Annotated in this window: 22 protein-coding genes, 3 pseudogenes and 1 CRISPR repeat array; of the genes and pseudogenes, 23 read left to right on the top strand and 2 right to left on the bottom strand. The window is 37.1% G+C overall.

Annotated features, from left to right (window positions below):
- The first annotated feature begins 49 nt into the window (after window positions 1–49).
- The 4 genes from ADH99_RS10240 to ADH99_RS03120 all read left to right on the top strand — a co-directional run bounded on the left by ADH99_RS10240 (window position 50) and on the right by ADH99_RS03120 (window position 1694).
- Window positions 50–202, top strand: coding sequence for a DUF2992 family protein (locus ADH99_RS10240; protein ID WP_289014922.1), 153 nt, complete (start codon window positions 50–52; stop codon window positions 200–202).
- 193 nt (window positions 203–395) lie between these two features.
- Window positions 396–848, top strand: a complete 453-nt coding sequence (locus ADH99_RS03110; RefSeq protein ID WP_049554557.1) for a hypothetical protein — start codon at window positions 396–398, stop codon at window positions 846–848.
- An 11-nt stretch (window positions 849–859) separates the two neighbouring features.
- A complete protein-coding gene (locus ADH99_RS03115) occupies window positions 860–1231 on the top strand; it encodes a TIGR02328 family protein (RefSeq protein ID WP_049554558.1) in 372 nt (123 codons plus the stop codon).
- Window position 1232: 1 nt separating this feature from the next.
- Window positions 1233–1694: a hypothetical protein gene (locus tag ADH99_RS03120; protein ID WP_049554559.1), complete on the top strand. Its 462-nt coding sequence runs from the start codon at window positions 1233–1235 to the stop codon at window positions 1692–1694.
- 425 nt (window positions 1695–2119) lie between these two features.
- Here ADH99_RS03120 and ADH99_RS03125 read toward each other — a convergent pair whose 3' ends face one another.
- A complete protein-coding gene (locus ADH99_RS03125) occupies window positions 2120–3328 on the bottom strand; it encodes an alpha/beta hydrolase family protein (protein WP_049554560.1) in 1209 nt (402 codons plus the stop codon).
- Window positions 3329–3739: 411 nt separating this feature from the next.
- Here ADH99_RS03125 and ADH99_RS03130 point away from each other — a divergent pair, with 411 nt between their 5' ends.
- The 10 genes and pseudogenes from ADH99_RS03130 to ADH99_RS03175 all read left to right on the top strand — a co-directional run bounded on the left by ADH99_RS03130 (window position 3740) and on the right by ADH99_RS03175 (window position 14506).
- Entirely contained in the window at window positions 3740–4681 is a 942-nt protein-coding gene (locus ADH99_RS03130; protein WP_049554561.1) for a hypothetical protein, read from the top strand.
- A gap of 12 nt (window positions 4682–4693) precedes the next feature.
- Window positions 4694–4933 (top strand): hypothetical protein, encoded by a 240-nt coding sequence (locus ADH99_RS03135; RefSeq protein ID WP_049554562.1) that lies wholly within the window; start codon window positions 4694–4696, stop codon window positions 4931–4933.
- A gap of 43 nt (window positions 4934–4976) precedes the next feature.
- Window positions 4977–5462 carry a hypothetical protein gene (locus tag ADH99_RS03140; RefSeq protein WP_049554563.1) on the top strand — a complete coding sequence of 162 codons (486 nt, stop codon included), beginning with the start codon at window positions 4977–4979 and terminating at the stop codon, window positions 5460–5462.
- Between the two features lie 21 nt (window positions 5463–5483).
- Window positions 5484–6170, top strand: coding sequence for a YjjG family noncanonical pyrimidine nucleotidase (locus ADH99_RS03145; protein WP_005606298.1), 687 nt, complete (start codon window positions 5484–5486; stop codon window positions 6168–6170).
- A 127-nt stretch (window positions 6171–6297) separates the two neighbouring features.
- On the top strand, window positions 6298–7203 hold the full coding sequence (locus tag ADH99_RS03150) for an alpha/beta hydrolase family protein (RefSeq protein ID WP_005606297.1): 906 nt from the start codon (window positions 6298–6300) through the stop codon (window positions 7201–7203).
- Window positions 7204–7394: 191 nt separating this feature from the next.
- Window positions 7395–7900, top strand: a pseudogene (locus ADH99_RS03155) (mobilization protein); the annotation flags it as partial.
- Window positions 7901–8050: 150 nt separating this feature from the next.
- A pseudogene (locus ADH99_RS10245) lies at window positions 8051–8248 on the top strand (CopY/TcrY family copper transport repressor); the annotation flags it as partial.
- Between the two features lie 19 nt (window positions 8249–8267).
- Window positions 8268–10496 carry a heavy metal translocating P-type ATPase gene (locus ADH99_RS03160; protein ID WP_082160228.1) on the top strand — a complete coding sequence of 743 codons (2229 nt, stop codon included), beginning with the start codon at window positions 8268–8270 and terminating at the stop codon, window positions 10494–10496.
- Between the two features lie 1519 nt (window positions 10497–12015).
- Entirely contained in the window at window positions 12016–12384 is a 369-nt protein-coding gene (locus ADH99_RS03170; protein WP_049554564.1) for an ArsR/SmtB family transcription factor, read from the top strand.
- A complete protein-coding gene (locus ADH99_RS03175) occupies window positions 12377–14506 on the top strand; it encodes a heavy metal translocating P-type ATPase (RefSeq protein WP_049554565.1) in 2130 nt (709 codons plus the stop codon). Before ADH99_RS03170 ends, ADH99_RS03175 begins: the two co-directional genes overlap by 8 nt.
- A gap of 274 nt (window positions 14507–14780) precedes the next feature.
- Here ADH99_RS03175 and ADH99_RS10260 read toward each other — a convergent pair.
- Window positions 14781–16126 (bottom strand): annotated as a pseudogene (locus tag ADH99_RS10260) (IS3 family transposase).
- Here ADH99_RS10260 and ADH99_RS10495 point away from each other — a divergent pair.
- From ADH99_RS10495 to csn2, 9 genes are all read left to right on the top strand, one after another.
- Window positions 16113–16271, top strand: coding sequence for a hypothetical protein (locus ADH99_RS10495; RefSeq protein ID WP_160313161.1), 159 nt, complete (start codon window positions 16113–16115; stop codon window positions 16269–16271). The pseudogene ADH99_RS10260 and the gene ADH99_RS10495 overlap by 14 nt on opposite strands.
- Before the next feature lie 133 nt (window positions 16272–16404).
- The gene (locus ADH99_RS03195) at window positions 16405–16677 is read left to right on the top strand and encodes a type II toxin-antitoxin system RelB/DinJ family antitoxin (RefSeq protein ID WP_049554569.1); all 273 of its coding nucleotides are present in this window, start codon (window positions 16405–16407) and stop codon (window positions 16675–16677) included.
- Window positions 16674–16952, top strand: coding sequence for a type II toxin-antitoxin system YafQ family toxin (locus ADH99_RS03200; protein ID WP_049554570.1), 279 nt, complete (start codon window positions 16674–16676; stop codon window positions 16950–16952). Before ADH99_RS03195 ends, ADH99_RS03200 begins: the two co-directional genes overlap by 4 nt.
- A 468-nt stretch (window positions 16953–17420) precedes the next feature.
- Complete coding sequence (locus ADH99_RS03205) at window positions 17421–17681, top strand: hypothetical protein (protein ID WP_049554571.1); 261 nt, start codon at window positions 17421–17423, stop codon at window positions 17679–17681.
- Window positions 17623–17919 carry a helix-turn-helix domain-containing protein gene (locus tag ADH99_RS03210; protein WP_082160229.1) on the top strand — a complete coding sequence of 99 codons (297 nt, stop codon included), beginning with the start codon at window positions 17623–17625 and terminating at the stop codon, window positions 17917–17919. The genes ADH99_RS03205 and ADH99_RS03210 overlap by 59 nt, the downstream gene beginning before the upstream one ends.
- Window positions 17920–18174: 255 nt before the next feature.
- A complete protein-coding gene (cas9, locus tag ADH99_RS03215) occupies window positions 18175–22203 on the top strand; it encodes a type II CRISPR RNA-guided endonuclease Cas9 (RefSeq protein ID WP_049554573.1) in 4029 nt (1342 codons plus the stop codon).
- Window positions 22200–23069 (top strand): type II CRISPR-associated endonuclease Cas1, encoded by an 870-nt coding sequence (gene cas1, locus ADH99_RS03220; RefSeq protein WP_179944349.1) that lies wholly within the window; start codon window positions 22200–22202, stop codon window positions 23067–23069. The genes cas9 and cas1 overlap by 4 nt, the downstream gene beginning before the upstream one ends.
- Entirely contained in the window at window positions 23066–23410 is a 345-nt protein-coding gene (gene cas2, locus ADH99_RS03225) for a CRISPR-associated endonuclease Cas2 (RefSeq protein WP_049554575.1), read from the top strand. Before cas1 ends, cas2 begins: the two co-directional genes overlap by 4 nt.
- Window positions 23394–24062: a type II-A CRISPR-associated protein Csn2 gene (gene csn2, locus ADH99_RS03230; protein ID WP_049554576.1), complete on the top strand. Its 669-nt coding sequence runs from the start codon at window positions 23394–23396 to the stop codon at window positions 24060–24062. Before cas2 ends, csn2 begins: the two co-directional genes overlap by 17 nt.
- Window positions 24063–24132: 70 nt before the next feature.
- Window positions 24133–24696: direct repeats of the CRISPR family, unit length 36 nt; unit sequence GTTTTAGAGCTGTGTTGATTTGAATGGTTACAAAAC.

Here is a 24696-nt window from a genome sequence, read left to right on the forward strand (position 1 = left end):
GTGCATTTTACAAAAGTAAAAGGAATACTATCTTCAAAGAATGGAATGAATTTGTTCAAAATCTCAAATGGCTCTGCAGCAACAAAGAGAAGAAATGAAATTGGAAAGAAGAGTTGAAAGCAAGCAACAAAGAGAATTAGAGAAAAAGAGAAAGTTTCAATTAAAACAAGAAAAACGAAAACAAAAACATAGAGGAAAATAGTTTATGTCCCAAAAACCAGTAAGTCAACCGGATTTACTGGTTTTTTTGTGAATTAAGGGGTTCTTGAAAGAAAAATAGGACAGATTAATTTTGGGGGTATCTTATACATTCGCGAGGGTGTAGGCGAAGTGGGGCAGGAGATGGTATAATTGGGAAATAAAGTAAAAAGGCATGTTCCAGGAAGGGGAAGGCAGTGAATCAGTTGTTTAGAAGTTTTCTGTCAAAGAAGACGGTCAGTCGTTTTCGTGAAATCGTTGAGTTTTTAGCTGAAAAAGCAGAGTTGACAGAGGAGGTTCCGGAAAAAATCGAACGGAATCCTGTTGTGCCAACGGTTGTCGTGCTGGCACTTGCCATCATTTTCTATCGGAGTTCGTTTACTTGGGTTCCGTTTCAGACATTGTTGGAACAGTTTGGTTGGTTTTCTATTGGAATTCCCGTTCTCTTTATTTTGATTAGTGTCAATTTGGTCTTGTTTTTAGATCAATTATGGATTCAAAAGGATTTAAAACAAGAATTAAAAAACTTAGTGACTTTTGCTGAGCAGGTGGTCGCTCGATTGAGAGAAGAGGGGCGCACGGAACTGGCAGAGGATATCGAAGATGTAGAAGTGCTGATGGCGGACTATAAGGACCGATTTGGATTTTAGGAGGAAATGTGATGAGATTATGGCATGAAGACTTGATTGGAAAGCTTCCGCGTCCGCAACTCTTGGGGCAACACCGTGAATGTTGTGCCCTTAGAGGAAATGGATGGGGCAAGAAGCACGCAACGGTGGACTATGTGTTTACTTATAGCCCGTATGTGCTTTATCAGTACCATACGTTGATTATGGATGAAATGGAGCACCGTGGGTATAATGTGACTCCTCTATGGAAAGAGGCGTCGTACCGGGGTAAAGTGTGTCCGCCGTATACCGAAGTCGTGACGTGTGCGTGGAAGCGTCCGTTATACAAAGAGCATGATGATGCGTATTACAAAGAATGTGTGGAGAATTTAGCACAAAAAGGAATCGTTCTAGGAGGAGAATAGTATGAAATTTTCGTTTCATAATCGAATTACGAATGAACAATTAGCGCAGTTTCGTTATTTGACCGATACATTGACGCAAGAAGCAGGCGTCAAACAGGCAAAACCAAAGCGTGCAGAACAAAGGCTGGCGATAATTGGATTTATTATGGGATTTTTAGGGTATTTCTTTATCAAGACCGAACTTTTCAAAGCCCCAACGATGGCCATTGTTGCTCGTGTAGCACAGGAACCGGGATTTGTTTCCATCTCGCTCTTAGTCTTGTATTTTGCTGTTCCGCTGTTCTTCCTCTGGTGCTTGCTCCTATTTTTAAAACAAAAATTTTATGAAAAGGAAATCGGTGGACTCATCGTGCTGATCAAGAAGAGTCTGGCGATTTTAAAAGAAACCAACCGCACAGACATGACGACTGACATCGAAGACGCGGAGTTTATTATCGAAAACTACGAAAACAACAGTTTATGAAGGTATGAAATTCATTGATATGATGGATTTGTAAAGGGAGTTTGTTTATATGCTTGGGTAAAGAGTAGTTGAATGTAATTGAAAAATAACTTCAACAAACCATCAGATTGAAGGCAATGAAAATGCAAGCCCCAGAGTTAGGGTTAGGAATCATAGAGGTCTAAACATAGAGAGATAAATAAAAACGGCTTTCTTGTGTTGCTACGTGCACTTACAAGAAAGCCGTTTTTTGCGACGAAACTATAAAAGGTAATTTTGATGAACGGAAGTATGCAAAGATAAACAAAAGATTTTAGTTTTCTGTTTATCTGCTTAGCCTAAGATGAATCAAATAGCGCAACTACTCAATCAAAAGGATGTTACAGCTGCTCAAACATTATTGTTAGGAGGACTATAATCAGGATTATAAATCTAATTTATCCCTTCTAATTCCATTCAAATAAGGTGTCCAACCAATCAAAAACGACATTATGAGCGAGTCTCAAATTGTTGACCTGGCAATGAGCATCCGCACCACTTTCTGCTTCAAAAATTTGAAGTTTAGTTTGCGAATTTTTAGACCTAAGTGCTTCGAAAATCACTCTGGTTTGGTGTTGTAATTCGGCGCCTTCACCCTCTCCCATGATAAATAGGCAAGGACACTGAATTTTTTGATAGTCCACAACCTTTGCACGGTTAAACACTTCATTAATAGCACTCTTAAAATCAGAAGTACCAAACTGCCAAGCATATTTTTTAAGATTTAAATCCGCAGCCTCATTCAGACTTCCAGCTAACTTTAAAAGGACATTCATTAACCAACTTGGAGTTTTTAGGCCTGCCCCAAATTCTTTTCTAAAGATTTCCGAAACGTCATAAATAGGAGTGCTTGCAATCCATGCATGGATTCTTGTATCTTCTTCGACAGCTTGTGCGGTAAAATATCCCCCTCCGCTAACTCCATAAATGGCTAGATGATTCAGCTGAGGATTTCTGCCTTCTAACCAGTCTATGCACTGTGAAATTGGAATAGAGGCATTTACATCAAAAGTTAAACCTCTGCCAGGGTTGGACCCTTGACCAGGTAGATCAACCATTAAAACATTGTAACTTCTCATCCAGCCTGGATAGCCAGCAAAGTAAAATAAATCTTCGCGATAGGTATCTCCACCACCAATCATAATCAAGGTTGGACAATGATTGCCACTGTAAAGATAATAGCCCGGCAAATAGGAATCTTGATAAGGAATCGATAATTCTTCGACTGGGGCTCCTAGTGATTGAATGGCGTTAGAAAACGCCGTCTCCATTTTATGAACGGTAGGCAAATACTCGTCAGAAAAAGGATTGATAAACTGAATTGCTGAACGAAGGGAATAGGTCTGTGCTAGATAATATTGTGCCTTTGTTTGCTCACTTAAACCCGAATGACTTACTTTTTGTTCAAGATAGTTTCCATGCGATAAAAAAACATTTTTCCAGTTATCAGGTTTTGGTGATTTGCCCAACTCTTGGGCAAGATAATAAAGTTCTCCGTGAGAAAAACCAAAAACTTCTCCTATACCTAACAACCAATTAAAGAAAAAATCCGTATCCCCATTTTTGAAAAATATCCGGGTAGATTGTCTTTTTAAAATAACTTCATTTTCTTTCATAACGCGCCTCTTAACTTCAGAATATTCCTGTTTTTTTATCATACCATATCGATGAATCTTTAACACATTTAAATTATCGAAGATTGATTTAAGCTTTATTTACAAAGGTTTTTAACTATCTTGTCATATTTATTTTCCGTATGTTTATGGTACAATATAAGCAATTCTCGTTACCAATAGAAGATAGAATCATTTAATGAGGAAAGTACATAACATACGCTTTGGAGCTACAACGTCAAAATGTTACGGCTCCACCTTAAATAAAGAACTTTGTTAACTTTTTACTATATTGAAAGTGTTAGAAAAAAATTAAAAAAAATGAACCTCACAGATATGGCGAGCGACATTGAAGACGCGGAGTTCATTATCGCAAACTACGAAAAAAATGTTGGGGTGTAGGGAGGAAAGAGCGTGAAAAAACGCCTGAGTGAAGAAGAAATAACTCAATTACGAACGAGGCTTGCCAAACGGATACAAAGAGAAAAGACCCCTTTAGCCTTACCACCTGGAAGGAAACTCGCCAGAAGAATCCTTTCCGATGGAGAAATACTCATGATTGCGGTGTTAATCGTCACGTTGTTTCCACTTGGAGTATACTTGTGGTTCACCATGGGTACCACTTTCTTAGCAGGAAGAAATAGAGTTCTGTTACCGATATGGGAAACGGCCATCGTCTTGTTTTTTGTCTTTCGTTGGATCCGAAACAGACTGTACAAAAACGAAGTAGAGCACTTATTGCAAATGGCTGGTCCGGATGTTGAGGCAGAGCTGATTTCTGAAGAAACTCATCCGCAAGAGAAACAACTGTATGCGCAGGAAATACCACCCCAATGGAATGCCGAAAAGCTGGCTTTCACAGTGGAGGCGCCGATTAAAAAACAAAATGCGTTACTCGCGTTATTCTTCCCGACAGAAGTCTCTCAAGAGGAACTGTTAACACTCCGTCAACTGATTGCGGAGGATTCATCTGAAAATCCTGAGGAGAAAGCGTCGTTACCAAAAGGCTGCTCGGAGTATTGGGTTGAAAACTCTCGCTTTTTCGGCGTGATGGTTTTCTGGATTTTATCCCTTTTCGCGTTTGGAATGGTTTTCGTTTTGGTTTTGATAGAACAATTGGACCATGCTTTGAATCTCTTATGGGAGAATAATTGGATATGGCTGGTCGTTTTGTTTATTTGTTCGATGGGATGGACCATCTCTTGCTTTATTCGAGGACGACACTTCAGACAATTGTTAAAAATAGCTTGTACAGATATTTCAGCCTATAAGGATGTTCCTTGGGACAAGATTCCAGAGCCTATTAAAGCACTGTACGATTACGTGCTGTTCTTACGAATAAAATATGGGGTGTAGGGAGGAAAGAGCGTGAAAAAACGGCTGAGCAACAAAGAAATGCTCGTGTTCTTCCCGCTCGTCATCATCTGGATGTTAGGGATGTTCTTTTTAAAGGCATTATATACACACAACCAACTCTTCATCCAAAAAGACATCCGCGCACTCTTGCCGGTTGCCCAAGAAGCACTGGACGCTCTTAGCGGGAACGAGAACGACTACGTGAAACGCGCGAAACTACTCGTTAAAAAATATAGAACTTACGGGTTATAAGGCTACTTTAAAATAAAGAGATTTAAAAACAGAAGGAGTAAGAATGAAGAAGAAAGTCACACAAGAAACAGCCAACCGACTCCGAGAATTATTGGAAAAGGTGATTTCTGAAAGAGAAGATGCAGCACCTTTGCCGAAAGAACATCAAATAGCGCGAATACTAGTGCCACTATTCGCTCTTTGTTTTGCAGGTGTCTATTTACAAAATGCGCACGCTTTTTCGATTATAGGGGGTGCATTTGCAACTGTTTTTGAGGTTGGCGCTTGGGAAACATTCGAATTCGTGGTGACCGTCACGAGCCACTATTTCTGGACGTGGAGTGTTCCTTTTATCGTTCTAGGAGCTGTCTTTTTCTGGAGACGTCATTCTTTCAAGAAAGAATTCAATGCTTTAGTGGAACGGGCAAAGGAAGAAATCACTTTTGGGAAAAAGAAACCACTCGAGACAAATCGCACCCTTGTAAAAGGACTAGAAGGCTTTTTAAAATCATTGCAAACGGAATATCAATTTGAACAAAAAATAAGGTAACAATGTAAAGGGGTTAGGTAGATGATTTACAAAACATTACTATTTGATTTGGATTCGACGGTGTGGGATTTTCATTCGGCGGAGAACTACGCGCTGACGAAATTGCTGGAGAATCAAGGGGTCAGTGAGATAGAGAAGTATATTGAGGTGTACATTCCGATGAATCGTGCGATGTGGCGCTCGCTGGAGAAAAACGAAATCACCCGTGAAGAGTTAGTGGGGACGCGTTTTGCCAAGTTATTCGACCATTTCGGTTTGGAAAAAGATGGCCACGAATTAGCATCCGAATATGAGGCCATCCTCTCCACGCAAGGGCAAACGATCGATGGTGCGGAGGAAATGCTACATACGCTTACCAAGGCGGGATATGAACTCTACGCAGCTACGAATGGCATCACGACGATTCAAAAGGGTCGCTTGGAGCATTCTCCGGTTACGAAGTATTTCAAAAAAGTATTTATCTCGGAAGAATTAAAAGTCGCAAAACCAAGTCCGCTCTTTTTCGAACGAGTGGCAAAAGACATCCCGGATTTCGACAAAGAGACAGCGGTGATGATTGGGGATTCGCTCACAGCCGATATCCAAGGCGGGATTAATGCGGGAATCGACACGATTTGGATGAACCTAGCGCGTAAGGAGAACCGAACGGCGGTAAAACCAACCGTGGAAGTCCGTAGCTACGCGGAATTATTAGAATTTTTAGTATAAATGAAAACGACTGCGGGAATGTCTTGCGGTCGTTTTTTGCAAACAGAACAGTTGAGCTTTCAAGGGGAAGCGGGTAGACTACTAAAAAGGGCAAAGACCCTCTACCAGAAAAGAAAGATGGAATTCGATGAAACAACGATTGAAATTACTAGGAACACTATTTGCGGTACTCCTACTAGGAGCATGCGGACTACTGACAGAAAACACGGAGGCTCCTACGACAACAACCGTTCAAGAGACCACGCAAGCCCTGCGCGTGGAAGTGAAAGCAGACGGTACCTATACCGTGAAGGAATACACCTTTGTTAGTAACGGGAAGAAACTCTATGCCAGAGCGTACATTCCATATGTTCAAGGACAAGTTCCTTTAGTGGTCTATAGCCATGGACTCGGAGCCAGCGTGGAGCACGATGAAGAAGTACAGAAAACCTTGGCGAAGTCCGGGGTGGCGGTGTTCAGCTTTGAATTTGCCGGTGGATCTTCTTCCTCCTCTCCAAAAAGCGAGGGGGCCACGACGGAAATGTCTGTTCTAACCGAAGTGCAAAACTTGCGAGATGCCTTGCAATTTGCAAGTTCCCTCCCGTTTGTCAATACGGACCGACTCTATTTAATGGGAAGCAGTCAAGGCGGATTCGTCTCGGCACTCTTGGCGCAAGAGGCGGCAAATTTAGCGGGAGTCTTCTTGCTCTATCCAGCGTTCTCCTTACCAGACGATATCAGAAGTACCTTCGCGAGCCTAGACGCAGCCCCTGAAACGTTTAATCTTCTAGGGACAAAAATTAGCAAGAAATACTTAGCCGACGTCTATCCAATCGACGCGTATGAGGGACTGGGCAAGATTAGTTCACCCGTCCATATTTATCACGGCGCGGATGACTTTATCGTGCCCATCACTGCTTCCAAAAAAGCGGTGAAAACCCTCAAGGACGCACGATTAACCACCCTAGACGAAACCGGACACTCCCTCACAGCAGAGCAACAAGCACAAATTGGACTAGAAATTGCCGATGAGATTTTTAATGGGATGAAGTAAAAGCGACATAGAAAATTAAATACAACAAACAGGAGAAACCAGGGCGAGGGCTCTGGTTTTTTGTATAGTTTCAATCAAAAACCACCGGCTAAGTGAAGTGCACCCCAAAAGTTAGATTTTGTGTCTAACTTTTGGGGTGCACTTCAATTCAACTTGGAGGTGTTTTTATTTAATTCTCATTTACGGGGTTCAGTGCCAAAGGTTATGAAGTTTAGGCAAGAAAACATAATATCAAAACCATGGCAGATTCAATAATTAAATTAAGAAAACAAGGCATTAATTCCATTACCTAGCTCGATGATCTAATCAAAAAATCTGCCGATGATAGACAAGATTTGTTACATAAAATAAAGAACATTGAAACTAAAATGAAGAGTTTATCTCAAGATATGGAAAATATAAATACTATAAATAAGTATCGTGAAATCTATAAATACCACAAGAGAAATCCTGAAGATGAACAATTTGCAGAGGAGTATTATAGCGAACTTTCCGTATATAAAATTGCCACTAAAGAAATTTTAGAAAACTATAAAAAGCTACCAAAAACAAAAGAAATACTATCAAAACTCGATAAATTGCAAGAAAAAAGAACACCCTTATGCAAGAGTATTCTTTGAATAAAGAACAATTTTCTGACCTTGTTCAGTATAGGAAAAACTATGAAAATTATTATGGGATAGAAGTGGAGAGATAAAAAGCTATAAGCGTTGCTTATATTTATTAAAAAGACTTGACACAATTCGTTTACAATAGTAAACTTGCTTTGAACATAGTTGTTCACATCTGTAAACAACTAGGGAAAAGGAGAATGAGCACAATAGAATTTAATACTTATATCACAGATGCAGAAGATATTTTTAACCGTATTTGCAATAAGAAAGTCGGAAATGTAATAGGAAGCATCATTTAAGATCATGTTTTAAGCTTCGATGATATAGATCGACTAGAAAAAATATTAGAGATGAAAAAATCTTTCGCAGTAGAAGAAGTGGATTGCAATTGTCCAGAAGGACAATGCGAATGTCATTTACATCATCATTAAGTATAAGGAGGAATTTAAAATGAATAATGACAACAGATATTCGTCCCATAATCACCATGATTATGACGACATGGATAAGTTAAAACAGGAGCATGGAATCACAGATGAACATGGATACCATAAGGATCAACATCAAGTACATCATGCTGAGCATGATCACAGCGGGCATAGTGGGCATGATCACAGCGGGCATAGTGGGCATGATCACAGCGGGCACAGTGGGCATAATCACAGTGGGCATGATCACAGCGGGCACAGTGGGCATGATCACAGCGGGCATAATCACAGAGGACACAGTGGGCATGCCCACCATCATCACGGAAGCTTTAAGGAACTTTTCTTAAAGTCATTGCCACTAGGAATTATTATTATGTTCTTTTCCCCTTTGCATGGATTTAAACTACCATTCCAGTTTACTTTTCCATATTCTGATATTGTAGTAGCTATTTTATCTACTATATTAATTGTTTATGGTGGACGTCCATTCTATCAAGGTGCAGTTGACGAATTTAAACAAAAAAAACCTGGAATGATGGCACTCGTTTCTTTAGGTATAAGTGTTTCATATTTATACAGTATTTATGCTGTGATCATTACCTACGTAACGGGTGGACACGTGATGGACTTTTTCTTTGAATTTGCTTCATTACTATTAATCATGCTATTAGGTCACTGGATTGAGATGAAAGCTATTGGAGAAGCAGGAGACGCACAAGCAGCATTGGCTAAGTTAGTGCCGAAAGATGCTCACGTTGTATTAGAAGACGATTCAATTGAAACACGACCAGTTGCTGACTTAAAGATAGGTGATTTAATTCGTGTTCAAGCCGGAGAAAATGTGCCAGCAGACGGGATTATCGAGCGTGGCGAATCACGTTTAAATGAAGCTCTTCTAACTGGGGAGTCAAAAGCAGTAAAAAAAGGCCCTGGCGATGAAGTAATCGGGGGCTCAACAAATGGAGAAGGGGTACTTTATATTAAAGTGCTTGAGACAGGTGATCAATCCTTTATCTCTCAAGTACAGACTTTAATTAGCCAAGCTCAAAGTCAGCCTTCCAGGGCAGAAAATATTGCGCAAAAGGTTGCAGGGTGGCTCTTCTATATTGCTGTTATTGTCGCGCTATTTGCTTTTGTAGTGTGGATGATTATTGGAGATATCCCAACGGCAGTTATATTTACTATTACTACATTAGTTATTGCTTGTCCGCACGCATTGGGTCTGGCTATTCCATTGGTAACCGCCCGTAGCACAAGCTTAGGGGCTAGCCGTGGCTTACTAGTAAAAGACCGCCAAGCCTTAGAAATAGCTCAAGATGCAGATGTGATGATTTTAGATAAAACGGGTACTTTAACAACTGGTGAATTTAAAGTATTAGATGTAAAACTTCTTAATGACAAATATACAAAAGAGGAAATCATTGCCTTATTGGCAGGTATTGAAGGAGGATCGAGCCACCCAATTGCTCAATCAATTATAAGGTTCGCCGAGCAGCAAGATATACGTCCAGCATCTTTTGATTCGATTGATGTGATTTCCGGTGCTGGAGTAGAGGGTAAAGCAGGTGAGCACCGTTACCAATTAATCAGTCAAAAAGCCTATGGACGTAATCTTGATATGGATATTCCAAAAGGAGCAACTCTTAGTGTCTTAGTAGAAAACGATGATGCCATTGGTGCTGTAGCTTTAGGGGACGAATTAAAACCAACGAGTAAAGAGTTAATTAAAGCTCTTAAAAAGAACAATATTCAACCAATTATGGCAACAGGTGATAATGAAAAAGCGGCTCAAGGCGCAGCAGAAGTTTTAGGGATTGAATATAGATCAAATCAATCTCCACAAGACAAATATGAGTTGGTTAAAACACTTAAAGATGAAGGAAAGAAAGGTATCATGGTAGGTGATGGTGTAAATGATGCTCCTTCTCTTGCCTTAGCAGATGTTGGTATAGCTATAGGTGCTGGAACTCAAGTTGCATTGGATTCAGCTGATGTCATATTGACTCAATCCGATCCAGGAGATATTGAATCATTCATTGAATTAGCACACAAAACAACTCGTAAAATGAAACAAAACCTATTTTGGGGAGCTGGTTATAACTTTATAGCTATCCCTCTAGCTGCAGGAATTTTGGCTCCTATTGGTATCACATTAAGCCCTGCATTAGGAGCAATCCTAATGTCTGTGTCAACAGTCATCGTCGCCATTAATGCGATGTTATTAAGTTTAGATCCAAAAAATAATGGGTAACAGATTGACTGATTGCAACTCCTTAAAGTATCAAGATACAATAGTTTTACAGGAGAAAAAGAGATGTAAGTACAGGCTCTTTGTAAAATCGTGTTGGTAGAAGTAGACGATTTTTCTACCAACACGATTTTTAATGAGAAACTCAAAAAAATCAAGAGTACGAATGATTGTGCTCACTGTACTCGTACTAATCGTAGGTGCTTAGTGGGCTTTTTCAACAATGATATACAATGACAACATCAATCAGCGATTTGAAAGTTACAAGCCGCTAATGTTTAAAGTTGAAGACTTTGAAGGGCTTAAATGCACAAATTATAAATTTTCTTCATATCTATCCGCAAAATCCAACAGAGTTGCTCCCTTTGGAAAATGAAGATCTGAATTGCTTTGGTAATTTAGCCTTGATTACGGTCTCCGGTAATTCAACGTTTAATAATGCAACGCCTGTTGGCAAAGCTAGTTCAAACCCAGGAATAATTGCGCAGAGTTTGAGCTGAAAATCATGGCTGAAATGATGAAACAAAATAACAATATCTGGGACCAAAAATTGGCACATATTATCAGGACGAGATGATTAAAATTCTCGTCTCCCAAAAAGGGTAGATGATAGTAGAGATATTCTTGCAAACCCATCTATTTTGATAAGCCAATAAAACCTAAACATTTCATTTAAAAGGAAGAAGTACCAGTACATTCGGCGCAATTAGATATTATAGAAAAAATAATTCCTAAGAATCTATTTGCTTCAATAAAATGGTGATTTTAATTATATAATGAGACGATAGAAAATAGGAGTGGTCTTTTGCATCACTCCTATTTTTGTACTAAATATGTTGTAGTTTTCTTGTACGAATAGCGGTAGATTAGTGGATTCTCTTCTAAAGAGAAACTAACAGAGCTGTTTGAGAGGATTTTAGTGGAAATTTGATTTTTTAGATATGGGACAGTTTCGTTCCACAGTATCATTTCAGCTCTTATCAACAGTCTTTCGTTCTATAGTATAGGGGGGTGCTATCAGCACATGTGGAGTGTGTGGTACTGTTGATTAGAATTTATTAGAGATAAGAGATTTGCTAATGACCGTCAAAGACACAGCCGAACAGATGGTTTTGATGTATTGCTATCTTCATAATTATACTTGGTAGCGTATCGGAGAAGTTCTATTTGCTGATGTAAGAACGGTAAGGAGATGGCATAAAAAGGCACTTGAAACGATAAAAGTCCCGGAAAATCCGATTCGAATTATAAATAGTTCTTGAGAATTTCAGTTGTTTGATAAATTTGTAGGTGATTACGCTGAAATTCAAGCTGATTCATAGAGCACCTCCTCAACAAGTTCAATACTAATAATGTTATGTACTTAAAGTCTTATGCAGATTGGTTATTTTGTTATTAGAATTGGGTACTCCAAGTCTTTTTTTATGAATTTTTTTATTCACTCAAAAAAACACTTGACTTAATTAATGAAAAGGGTGATACTATATTCAAACAAATACTTGAATGATATTGAGGTGAGAATATGATTAAAAAAGATACTTGTGAAATTTATTGTTATGACGAAGAAAAGGTCAATCGAATACAAGGTAATTTACAGACAGTAGATATTTCTAGTGTTGCCCAAATGTTAAAAGCTATTGCAGATAAAAATAGAGCAAAAATTACCTATGCATTGTGTCAAGATGACGAACTGTGTGTGTGTGATATTGCAAATATTATAGGTGTTACGGTTGCAAATGCCTCTCATCACCTGCGAACGCTCCATAAGCAAGGGATTGTTAAGTTTCGAAAAGAGGGGAAACTTGCATTTTATTCATTAGATGATGAGCATATCAGACAAATTATGATGATTGCATTGGCATTTAAGAAAGAGGTGAAGATCAATGTCTAGTGGGAAAGCAAAACAGTTCGAAGAAGAAATGAAAGCCTATCGTGTTCAAGGATTTACTTGTACTAACTGTGCAGCCATTTTTGAAAATAATGTTAAAGAACTTCCCGGTGTTCAGGATGCGAAAGTAAATTTCGGAGCATCTAAAGTTTATGTTAAAGGGACGACAACCATTGAAGAATTAGAAAAAGCAGGAGCATTTGAAAATTTAAAAATTCGAGATGAAAAAGAACAAAGGGTAGAAGGAGAACCTTTTTGGAAGCAGAAAGAAAACATTAAGGTATATATATCAGCTCTTTTACTTGTAGTTAGCTGGTTCTTAGGAGAGCAGTATGGTGAAGAGCATGTTCTACCGACAATTGGTTATGCAGCGTCCATTTTAATCGGTGGATATTCGTTATTTATTAAAGGTCTCAAAAATTTAAGCAGATTAAATTTCGATATGAATACGCTTATGACTATTGCCATTATAGGAGCTGCAATTATTGGTGAATGGGGTGAAGGGGCAACCGTTGTTATCCTATTTGCGATTAGTGAAGCATTAGAGCGTTATTCAATGGATAAAGCACGTCAATCTATTGAATCTTTAATGGATATTGCCCCAAAAGAAGCGTTAATTCGACGAGGCAATGAAGAAATGATGATTCATGTTGATGAGATTCAAGTTGGAGACATCATGATAGTTAAGCCCGGTCAAAAGTTAGCAATGGATGGAATAGTGGTTAAAGGTACATCGACATTAAATCAGGCTGCGATTACAGGTGAAAGTGTTCCAGTAACGAAAATCACAAATGATGAAGTATTTGCAGGAACCTTGAATGAAGAAGGGTTACTTGAGGTTAAAGTAACAAAACGAGTTGAAGATACCACTCTTTCAAAAATCATTCACTTGGTAGAAGAAGCCCAAGCAGAACGGGCCCCCTCTCAAGCGTTTGTCGATAAATTTGCAAAATACTATACACCAGCTATTGTCATACTAGCTCTTTTAATTGCAGTAGTTCCACCATTATTTGGCGGAGACTGGAGCCAATGGATTTATCAAGGATTAGCTGTATTAGTGGTTGGTTGTCCTTGTGCCTTAGTAGTCTCAACTCCAGTTGCTGTGGTTACAGCAATAGGAAATGCAGCGAAAAATGGTGTATTAATTAAAGGTGGTATCCATTTAGAAGCAGCAGGACACTTAAAAGCGATAGCCTTTGATAAAACAGGAACATTAACCAAAGGGATTCCAGCTGTAACAGACATTGTGACATATGGTAGAAATGAAAATGAATTAATAACCATAACATCAGCCATTGAAAAAGGATCGCAGCACCCTCTTGCTTCAGCGATTATGCGAAAAGCAGAAGAAAATGGATTAAAATTCAATGAAGTAACAGTAGAGGATTTTCAATCCATTACAGGTAAAGGCGTTAAAGCCAAAATAAATAATGAAATGTATTATGTGGGAAGTCAAAATCTTTTTGAGGAATTACACGGAAGCATTTCAAGCGATAAAAAAGAAAAAATTGCCGATATGCAAACTCAAGGTAAAACGGTGATGGTGTTAGGAACAGAAAAAGAAATTCTTTCGTTTATTGCCGTAGCCGATGAAATGAGGGAATCGTCTAAAGAAGTTATCGGCAAGTTGAACAATATGGGAATCGAAACAGTGATGCTAACAGGCGATAACCAAAGAACGGCAACAGCCATCGGAAAACAAGTTGGTGTTTCGGATATTAAAGCTGACTTACTTCCAGAAGATAAGCTTGATTTTATTAAAGAACTTCGAGAAAAACATCAAAGTGTGGGGATGGTCGGAGATGGCGTGAATGATGCTCCAGCCCTTGCGGCATCTACCGTTGGTGTAGCAATGGGTGGTGCTGGAACCGATACAGCTTTAGAAACGGCTGACATCGCCTTAATGTCTGATGATTTGAGTAAATTGCCATATACAATAAAATTAAGTCGTAAGGCTTTAGCAATCATCAAGCAAAACATTACCTTCTCTTTGGCGATTAAATTAGTGGCATTACTTTTGGTCATGCCCGGTTGGTTAACACTTTGGATAGCGATATTTGCTGATATGGGAGCAACTTTACTTGTAACATTAAACAGTTTACGCTTATTGAAAATCAAAGAATAGGTTCTAAAATGGGTGTCAACAATCGGGTGCGATCATTGAGAACAATGTTATGCTTCAAAAGGGATATTAACAGGAAATATACAACTAAAGGACGCTTTAACTGAGCAACGGAAAAAGCCAAATTTCTCAATTGATGTTGAGAAATTTGGAGAATGTTTATACGATTAGTAAAGTTGGCGAAAATAATAAAGTTATTAATCTCATGGAGTATTTGAACTTGCAAAAAAATATTTATGAGTCATTGTACTGACCCCAAAAAGTTAGACAAAAAATATTATTGAAAGGATTTAGTTCTATACTGAACAGGACTAAGTCCTTTTAGTTTTGCTTTAATGCGTTTATTGTTGTAGTAAAAAATATACTCGGTAATAGCTTGCTCCAGTTGATCCAGAGACTTGAAATTTTTCTCAAATCCGTAAAACATTTCTGTTTTCAAGATACCAAAGAAGGACTCCATCATGCCATTATCTATGCTGGTTCCCTTGCGAGACATGGATGGACGTATACCTTTACTGGCAAGAAAACGATGATTAGCTTCATGTTGGTATTGCCACCCCTGATCACTGTGGAGAATAGTATTCTCGTATTCTTCTTCTCTAAAAGCTTGTTCTAACATATCCTTTACTTGTTTTAAATTTGGCGAAGACGATAGAGTATACGCTATAATCTCGCTGTTATAACCATCTAAAATTGGTGATAAATATAGTTTTTGATTACTTGTTGGAATAGAAAACTCTGTAATGCCTGTATAGCACTTTTCCATCGGTTTTTCAGCTGTAAATTGACGTTGAATAATATTCTCAGCTTTCTTACCAACTTCTCCATGATAAGAAGAATACTTACGTTTTCTACGAATACGAGCAGTTAGCCCCAACAGTTTCATCAAGCGTTGTAGCTTCTTATGGTTTACGATGAACCCACGGTTTCTAAGTTCAAGAGTAATACGACGATATCCATAATTTCCTTTATGTTCGGTATAAATGGTTTCTATTTCGTTTTTTACGGCCTGATTCTTATCTTCTAGGTTTAGCTGCTTTAAGTGATAGTAGTAAGTTGAACGAGCAAGTGTAATAATCTTTGGAAGAATATCTAAAGGAAACTCTGACACTAACTCTCTGACAATCTGCGTCTTTCTTCTTTCTCTTTTTCCTCCTTCAAGCGGAGTTCTCTCAACTTTTTTAGAATGGCATTCTCCGCTCTTAAATACTCATTTTCAGCCTGAAGGCGTTCTAGTTCTGTCATCTCTTCTGGTTTTTTCTTTGGCTTACGTCCCATTTCACGTACTCTCCCTCTTGTTTTCTCAACAATAGTATACTTATTTTTCTTGTATTGTGCGAGCTAGTTGTGAAGAGTGGCACGCGCAGGGAGGCCGTATTCGAGAGAAACTCTTTCTTTACTCCAACCTTCGAGTAAGACTTTATCAATCATTTCTTGTTTTATTTCTGGAGAATAATAATTATTTCTCCCTTTTTTAACTATCTCTAACCCATAACGTTCAATCAATTTAATCATGTAGGAAAGATTTCTCGCATCTATACCGAACATATCTGCAAGTCGTGAGTAGCTAAATCTCTGTTTTCTGGGGGCAAAAGCAAGTGGTGAGCCGGTGCCAATCGTCATCTCAGGACCTGGCATCCGTCAGGATAAGGTCGAACATTACGACGAAATCTCTTGTGCCGAAGGAGCCATCAACCGCATCAAAGGCCGCGAATTCGTCTGGACACTGCTCGATTATCTAGAGGTGGTGCCGAAACAGGGGAGCTAAACAACAATAGAATAAACTTAAAAAACCGGGGCGAGTGCCTCGGTTTTTTGTGTAACAAAAAGATAAATGCATTACATTGTGTTGACATTGAACGTAAAAAGATGTACGATGTACGCATAAAGAGGTGATAAGGATGGCAACATCAAATTTAAATATCCGAATGGATAAAGATATTAAAGAACAAGCAGATCAATTATTTAATGAATTAGGATTGACGATGACAGCAGCAGTAAATCTATTTTTACGCGCTAGTATTCGAGAACAAGGTATTCCTTTCTCTCTGAAATTGGATAAATTTAATAAAGAAACTATTGAAGCAATTGAAGAAGGAAGAAAGATTGCTAAAGATCCAAATGTAAAAGGGTATCACTCAGTGGGTGAATTGAAGAAAGCGTTAGAGCTATGACTAAATATGAAATTCGTTTTACAAATCGCTTTAAAAAAGATATTAAACTTGCAAAGAAGCAAGGTAAAGATTTAGATAAATTATTTGATATTATCGAGAAGCTTGCTCAAGGAGAAACGCTTGAAGCAAAATATAGAGATCATTCTTTAATAGGAGATTATAAAGGAACGAGAGAATGTCATAGTGAACCAGATTGGCTAATGATTTACGAAATTTTTGAAGATATATTAGTTTTGTCTTTGCAAAGAACCGGAAGCCATTCTGATTTGTTTTAAATTATATTGCTAGGAAGCTATTCTTAGGCTTCCTTTTTTTGTGTTTAAAAAGGCGTATTTTCCGAAAAAACAAGCAAATTAATAAAAATTAAGACTAAAAAATTAATAATAATTTTTCTACAGAAAGTAAGAATAATTCCTATAAATGAACATTACGAATATATAAATCATAAATTCTTATATAAATATCAATCTAATAATTAAAATTAAATAAGATGGTTACCTTCAAAAGGATAATGAAAAGTTTTGCTAGGGGAAGTGTAACATTCTTTATTTAATAAGGTTTCTTCTAAGAAGAAGGGAGCTTGAGGACTCAAATTTGCAACTAATATTATATATTTTTAAGAGACGCTATTTAGTATTTGAATAGCGTTTTTTGCGTGCAAAATAGGGCTTCAAAAAAGCAAAAAGTAGCATATATGCTACAGTAGCAAATATGCTACAATGAAGAAAATGGAGGTGTTCAAATTGGGGAAGAAATTTAAGATTACAATGGACATGGCAATGCAGTTAGAAAACTACGAATACAATGAAATGATTCGACTTGCTGCAGTGTTAAAAATCTTGCAAGACGATGGAGTGACGCCAGAAGTATTAGAACATTGGGGATTCCAGAGAGACGGAGAGTGGTACTTAAGAATTCCATTATCAGACGTTAAAGAGGGGGTGGATGGCAGTGACTTCTTCTTTGAACAAAGTATTCACGATGTTATCTTCAAAGTATCCTAACTTCGAGAAGGACCTATTAAACGAAGTAACCCTTCAAAAAGTTGCGTTAAGTCTTATTAAAATGCGCCTTGAACAAGGACTGAACCAAGATCAGTGTGCAGAGAGAAATGGAATAGTACGAAGTGTATTGAATAGAGCTGAAAGTGGTCATCATAATCCGACCATTCTAAGTCTTGTAGAACTAGCAAGACAAAATGGGTATGAGGTTGAGATTAAGATGAATAAAAAGAAATTCTAGCAATTACATGGCGTTGTTTGAAAGAGATACTTAACAGTAATCGCCAGTAAATTAGATATAGGATTAATTAGGCAATAAAAAAAGCACCGAATCGGTGCACACCACTAAGTGGCTGGATACGGACTAAGCCTTATTTTAACTTGCTGTGTTGATTTGAATGGTTTCAACAATGTTATTTTACTACAAACCTATTAAAATGTAAACGGTTTTATGATAAAATTATTTTGCAAGTTATTAAATTTAGGAGGGTGTTTTATGAATAAACCATATTCAATTGGGTTGGACATCGGAACAAATAGTGTTGGTTGGGCGGTTATAACAGATGACTATAAAGTTCCGTCGAAGAAAATGAAAGTGGAGGGAAACACTGACAAAAAATATATTAAGAAGAATTTACTAGGAGCGCTTCTCTTTGAAGGGGGAGAAACAGCCAAAGAAACACGTATGAAACGTGGGCAAAGAAGACGATATACGAGAAGACGGAATAGATTGCTCTATCTGCAAGAAATTTTTAAATCAGAAATAGATAAGGTAGATCCGAATTTCTTTATGAGATTAGAAGAATCTTTTCTTTGGCCAGATGATAAACAAGGAAGCAAGCATCCAATTTTTGGTACTTTGAAAGAGGAATTAGAGTATCATGAAACATTTCCAACGATTTATCATTTGAGAAAAGAGCTTGCCGATAGCGATACAAAAGCAGATATTCGATTGGTATATTTAGCATTAGCTCATATTATTAAATATCGTGGTCATTTTTTATTTGAAAAAGTTGATCCAAAAAATGCCAATCTGAAAGGCAACTTCTCTAAGTTTGTAGATATTTACAACGAAGTGTTTGATGACGATAAAGATAGTTCAGTAGAAGTGGAGTCGATATTGGTTGCTAAATCGACGAAATCAAAGAAAATTGAGGATATTATTAAATTATATCCAGGTTTAAAAAAGGGAGATTTTTTTGCTAAGTTCATTAGTTTAGCAGTAGGTACCTCTGTTAGTTTTCAAAAGGAATTCGAATTAGAAAATGAATGCAAACTTCAAATTCCAAGAGAAAGTTTTGAAGAAGATTTAGAGGGGTTACAAGGACAAATCCCAGATGAATATTTTGAAGTATTATATTCTGCAAAAGCTTTATACGATAGTATTTTGCTTTCTTCAATGTTATCAGATATTTCTGGGACAGAAGCACCGCTTTCAAGTTCAATGGTTCGTCGTTTCACTGAACATAAAGAGGACTTAGAACGACTTAAGAGATTTTTTAAGAGTCATCCCACTTATGATTATAATAGTTTCTTCAATGATAATACAAAACCTTATTACGCTGGGTACATTGATGGAAAAACATCGCAAGTAGAATTTTATAAAGCAGTTAAAAAATTTTTTGAGAAAGACAATGATGCTCATTGGATTATCGATAAAATTGATCAAGAAGATTTTTTAAGAAAACAACGAACATTTGATAATGGAGCTATTCCGCATCAAATTCACTTAGCGGAATTAAAAGCAATTATTGAGAAACAAAAGAAATACTATCCTTTCTTAGAAAAAGAAGCAGAACGTATTGAGATTATCCTTACTTTCCGAATCCCATATTACGTAGGGCCATTGTCGAATGGGCATAGTAAATTTGGTTGGATAGTTCGGAGAGGAAACGAAGCCATTAAACCATGGAACTTGGAAGAGCAGATTGATAAAGGTGCGACGGCTGAACAGTTTATTACTCGAATGACGAATCGATGTACTTACCTCCCTAGTGAGAATGTCTTGCCAAAGCATAGTTTGTTGTATGAAAAATTCATGATATTTAATGAATTGACAAAAATTCGATATGTTTTAGAGAACAACAAACATTTTGCAGTAGACAATGAAATGAAAATAAAGATTTTTGAGATGTTATTCAAAAAGACCCGGAAAGTAACAGAAAAACAATTATTGGCATTTTTTGATAAAGAATATCCAGATTTTCATATTACAAAAGTGATGGGATTGGACAGAAAGAAACCACAATTCAATAGTTCTTATGCTACTTATCATGATTTAAAGAAAATTGTTTCTCAAGAATATTTGGATAATCCAGAGAATGCTGAAGAAATTGAAGATATTATCCAGACTTTAACACTTTTTGAAGATCGTGAAATTATCCGTGAAAAATTATCGGAATATAAAGATCATTTTACAAAAGAACAACTCAAAAAGTTAGAACGACGACACTATACAGGTTGGGGACAATTATCTAAGAAACTCATCTGTGGAATACGAGATAAACAAACACATAAAACTATAATGGAATTTCTTGAAGACGACGGATATACAAATCGTAATTTGATGCAACTTGTAACTGCTGATGAATTGTCTTTCGCAAAAGAAATTAAAGACGCTTCAAGTATTGATACTACACAGAGTCTTAGAGAATTAGTTCAAGAAATACCTGGTAGTCCAGCAATCAAAAAAGGAATCCATCAAAGTCTTAAAATTGTGGAAGAGATTCGTCGCGTAATGGGATACGACCCGGAAAATATTGTGATTGAAATGGCAAGAGAAGCACAGGCGACTGCAGAAGGAGAAAGACGCTCTAGAGAACGGATGAGAAGTCTGGAAAAGGCTCTCGCTGAGTTTGAAGGGAAAGTCAATGTATCACTACCAAAAGAAAATAAATTGCTGACTAACAAAAGGTTATATCTCTACTATCTTCAAAATGGTAAGGATATCTATACGGGTGCAGATTTAGATATCAATCTGTTGTCAACATATGACATCGACCATATTATTCCACAAAGCTTCATTAAAGATGACTCACTTGATAATATTGCTTTGACAACAAGGGAGGATAATAGAGGTAAGTTGGATAACGTCCCAAGTTCAGAGGTAGTACGTAAGATGAAAGGCTATTGGCAGCAGTTGTTAAAAGCTGGATTGATGTCTGATAGAAAGTACAATAATTTAACCAAAGCAGAACGAGGTGGGCTAACAGAAGATGATAAAAAAGTCTTTATTCGTCGTCAATTAGTCGAAACCCGCCAGATTACGAAGCAAGTTGCTCGAATTCTTGATGAACGGTTTAATCACGAGAAGAATGAAAGTGGTGAGCCTATAAGAAAAGTTCGTGTAATTACGCTGAAATCAAAATTAGTTTCAGATTTCCGTAAAAAATTTGAATTATATAAGGTTAGAGAAATAAATGATTTCCACCATGCTCATGATGCGTATTTAAATGCGATTGTAGGAACTTTATTATTAAAAAAATATCCTAAGTTAGAGTCCGAATTTGTATATGGCGCATTCAAAAAGCTTACGACTAGACAGACTTATGAGAAAGCAACGAGACGTTTCTTATTCTATTCGAATATCTTGAATTTCTTAAATGGGCCACTCGAAGATAGAGTTACAGAGGATGGCGAACTGATTTGGGATAATGATAAAGACTTACCGATTGTCCGGAATGTATTGAATATGCCCCAGGTGAATATCGTTAAGAAGATTGAGAGAGTTGAAAGTGGACCTCTTTATAAAGAAACGATTCATCCAAGAGAGGAAAAGGATGACAGTAAGTTAATCTCGATTAAGAGAAACCTTTCTACTAAAAAGTATGGGGGCTATAAAGAACCGTTAGAAGCTTATTCGCTTTTAGTGGCTTTTGAAGAGATAGCAAAAGGTAACAAAAAAATTAGTAGAAAGGTTGTAAAAATACCAATTAAAGATGTTGTCCTTGTTGAAAAAGATGTAATTGGATATCTGAATGGAAAAGGCATCAACAATACTGTTGGAATATTCAAGATTTATAAGAATAGTTTATTTGAATTTGAAAATGGTAGAAGAAGATTATTAAGTAGTGCCACAGAGTTGCAAAAAGGAAACACTCTTTATCTATCAAGGGAATTTATCCCATTGCTATATAATTGTTCTAAATATGTTGATGAAAGCGAAGATGATTACGACAAATATATTTCTGAACACAAAATGTTATTTGAACCATTATTTGAAAGAATTATGGATTTTGTTGATTCTTATATCCAAAAGCCAAAGGTGTCTGACAGATTAAGAAAAGTGTTCAATACACGTTTTTCAGAATCAAATAATCTTGAGATTGCCAAATCTTTTGTAAACCTTCTTACTATTACAAATTTGGGTGCTTCGTCAACCTTCGTTTTCTTTGGTGAGGAAATTACAAGGAATAATTATAGATACAATAGTTCAAAAGAACATGCGGATGGAATATTAGTTTTACAAGCTCTTACTGGCCTATACGAAACACGTATTGATCTCAGTAAATTTGGTGAGCAATAATGGGATGGCGGACAATTGTTGTCAATCAACATTCAAAGCTGACGTATAAAAATAACCACTTGATTTATAAAGATTCGTCTCGGACAGAAATGATACATCTGTCTGAGATAGACATTCTATTGTTAGAGACAACAGACATTGTTCTTTCAACAATGTTGGCGAAGAGACTTTCAGATGAAAATATATTAGTAATTTTTTGTGATGACAAGAGATTACCTGTTGCACAATTGGTTCCATATTACGGCAAACATGATTCTAGTTTGCAGTTTGCTAAGCAAATTGAGTGGAATGAAACGGTGAAAGGTCTCGTTTGGACGGAGATTATCGCGCAGAAAATTTTCAACCAGGCGGTTTTTCTTTACGAGTGTGGCTTCGATAAGAAGAGTGAATCTTTGACACACTTATATGATGAGTTACAAATGTTTGATCCTACCAATCGTGAAGGTCATGCGGCACGGATTTACTTTAATACTCTATTTGGAAATGATTTTAACCGCGAACAATCAAATGATATTAATGCGGGGTTGGATTATGGTTATTCGCTACTGTTAAGTATGTTTGCTAGAGAAATAGTAGCAACTGGATGTGTGACGCAACTAGGTTTGAAACATGCCAACCAGTTCAATCCATTTAATTTTGCGAGTGATATTATGGAACCGTTCCGACCGCTTGTAGATCGTATTGTATATGAGAATAGAGAAAGTGACTTCAGCAAAATTAAGGCGAAGTTATTTCAGATTTTTATACACAATTATGAGTACTCAGGAAAGGAAATGTTCCTAACAAATATTGTGTCGGACTACACGAAAAAAGTCATAAGGGCGTTAAATAATAAAGGAGAAGGGGTTCCTGTATTTCGGGTATGAGTTATCGTTTTATGAGAATGATTATTATGTTTGATATGCCTACTGAAACGGTCGAAGACAAGAGGGCTTATCGAAAGTTTAGAAAGTTCTTGTTATCGGAAGGCTTTCTTATGCACCAGTACTCAGTTTATAGTCGATTATTGCTGAATGGAAACGCTAATTCGTTATTAATCGACCGACTGAAGGCCAATAATCCTAATAAAGGTTCAATCACTATTTTAACAGTGACCGAAAAGCAATTTGCGAGGATGATTTATTTACACGGTGAAAAGGATGAGAGTGTTGCTAATACGGATAACCGATTAGTTTTTTTGGGAGAAGATTATGGGGAAGAGTATTAGATTGAATTTACCAATTTTGGACGAATCTATTCCAATAGAAAGTTTTACTTTATTTATCGTAGAAAATCGAGAAGTATTATCACATCTCGTGCAATTGATTTATGCGTACGATGAAGCTAGTCAGTTGAAGTTGTACGATTCGGAACTCCGTACAATTAAACCTTCTGAACTGATAGTAATCTCAGATTTACTTGGTTTTTCCATTAACAGTCCAGCTGTTGTTAAAGCAGTGCAGTCTGATTTATTAGACCAGCTGAACGAGAATATCGAAATAAAAAATCAGTTAGATTTGATGCTTACGCAGATCACAAGCATTTTAGGTTCTCAATGCATAGAGAGTGAGTTGAATTTAACGTATAGTGAACTTAAGATTGAAAAAATTATTTCTGCATTAGAAGTTCGTATAGACTCGGAGTCGAATACGTTATTTGAGCAACTCTTTGAAGTACTTCAAATTTTCAAGTATCTTGTAAAGAAGAAACTACTTATCTTTATTAATGTTGCATCTTACTTTAGTGCGAAAGAATTAGATGCTATAAAAGAGTTTATTGAGTTGAATCAAATAAATGTATTATTTATTGAGCCAAGAGGTGTGTTTAACTATCCGCAGTATACTCTTGATGAAGATTTTATATTAATCAAAAATTTGTAAAAATAGTGAAAATCATTCAAATCAGTAGTCCGGCTGAGACGAGCAGCGCGATTACGAAACCTTCTGCGAGGTTTTAGAGCTGTGTTGATTTGAATGGTTACAAAACTCGCAATTCCTCAGGAGTTCGCTGGGAGTTGTTTTAGAGCTGTGTTGATTTGAATGGTTACAAAACTCGAATGCTTTTGTTAAAGGCAAGGATGGAGTTTTAGAGCTGTGTTGATTTGAATGGTTACAAAACACCACACTACTAATCTTGGCGGATGCAGTGGTTTTAGAGCTGTGTTGATTTGAATGGTTACAAAACTTGGAATTTATTCATTTTATTCACTCCTTGGTTTTAGAGCTGTGTTGATTTGAATGGTTACAAAACGAAGAAATCGAAAATGCTGTTGAAAACAACGTTTTAGAGCTGTGTTGATTTGAATGGTTACAAAACAAACAGACGAAGAAGAAGCTAAAACCATTGGTTTTAGAGCTGTGTTGATTTGAATGGTTACAAAACGTTGAAAGATAAAGCGTATCAGTTAGCAATGTTTTAGAGCTGTGTTGATTTGAATGGTTACAAAACTCTAGTATCCTTTCTACGTACCCGTCCATTGTTTTAGAGCTGTGTTGATTTGAATGGTTACAAAAC

Origin of the sequence: Granulicatella sp. 572.rep1_STHE (assembly GCF_001073445.1) — a bacterium.
GTDB lineage: Bacteria > Bacillota > Bacilli > Lactobacillales > Aerococcaceae > Granulicatella > Granulicatella adiacens.

What these genes read in the sequence shown, in the direction of transcription:
- ADH99_RS03115 (WP_049554558.1), top strand. Translation starts at nt 860, where the DNA reads ATGAGATTATGGCATGAAGACTTGATTGGAAAGCTTCCGCGTCCGCAA.
- ADH99_RS03120 (WP_049554559.1), top strand. Translation starts at nt 1,233, where the DNA reads ATGAAATTTTCGTTTCATAATCGAATTACGAATGAACAATTAGCGCAG.
- ADH99_RS03125 (WP_049554560.1), bottom strand. Translation starts at nt 3,328, where the DNA reads ATGAAAGAAAATGAAGTTATTTTAAAAAGACAATCTACCCGGATATTT.
- ADH99_RS03140 (WP_049554563.1), top strand. Translation starts at nt 4,977, where the DNA reads ATGAAGAAGAAAGTCACACAAGAAACAGCCAACCGACTCCGAGAATTA.
- ADH99_RS03145 (WP_005606298.1), top strand. Translation starts at nt 5,484, where the DNA reads ATGATTTACAAAACATTACTATTTGATTTGGATTCGACGGTGTGGGAT.
- ADH99_RS03150 (WP_005606297.1), top strand. Translation starts at nt 6,298, where the DNA reads ATGAAACAACGATTGAAATTACTAGGAACACTATTTGCGGTACTCCTA.
- ADH99_RS03160 (WP_082160228.1), top strand. Translation starts at nt 8,268, where the DNA reads ATGAATAATGACAACAGATATTCGTCCCATAATCACCATGATTATGAC.
- ADH99_RS03170 (WP_049554564.1), top strand. Translation starts at nt 12,016, where the DNA reads ATGATTAAAAAAGATACTTGTGAAATTTATTGTTATGACGAAGAAAAG.
- ADH99_RS03175 (WP_049554565.1), top strand. Translation starts at nt 12,377, where the DNA reads ATGTCTAGTGGGAAAGCAAAACAGTTCGAAGAAGAAATGAAAGCCTAT.
- ADH99_RS03195 (WP_049554569.1), top strand. Translation starts at nt 16,405, where the DNA reads ATGGCAACATCAAATTTAAATATCCGAATGGATAAAGATATTAAAGAA.
- ADH99_RS03200 (WP_049554570.1), top strand. Translation starts at nt 16,674, where the DNA reads ATGACTAAATATGAAATTCGTTTTACAAATCGCTTTAAAAAAGATATT.
- ADH99_RS03210 (WP_082160229.1), top strand. Translation starts at nt 17,623, where the DNA reads ATGGCAGTGACTTCTTCTTTGAACAAAGTATTCACGATGTTATCTTCA.
- cas9 (WP_049554573.1), top strand. Translation starts at nt 18,175, where the DNA reads ATGAATAAACCATATTCAATTGGGTTGGACATCGGAACAAATAGTGTT.
- cas2 (WP_049554575.1), top strand. Translation starts at nt 23,066, where the DNA reads ATGAGTTATCGTTTTATGAGAATGATTATTATGTTTGATATGCCTACT.
- csn2 (WP_049554576.1), top strand. Translation starts at nt 23,394, where the DNA reads ATGGGGAAGAGTATTAGATTGAATTTACCAATTTTGGACGAATCTATT.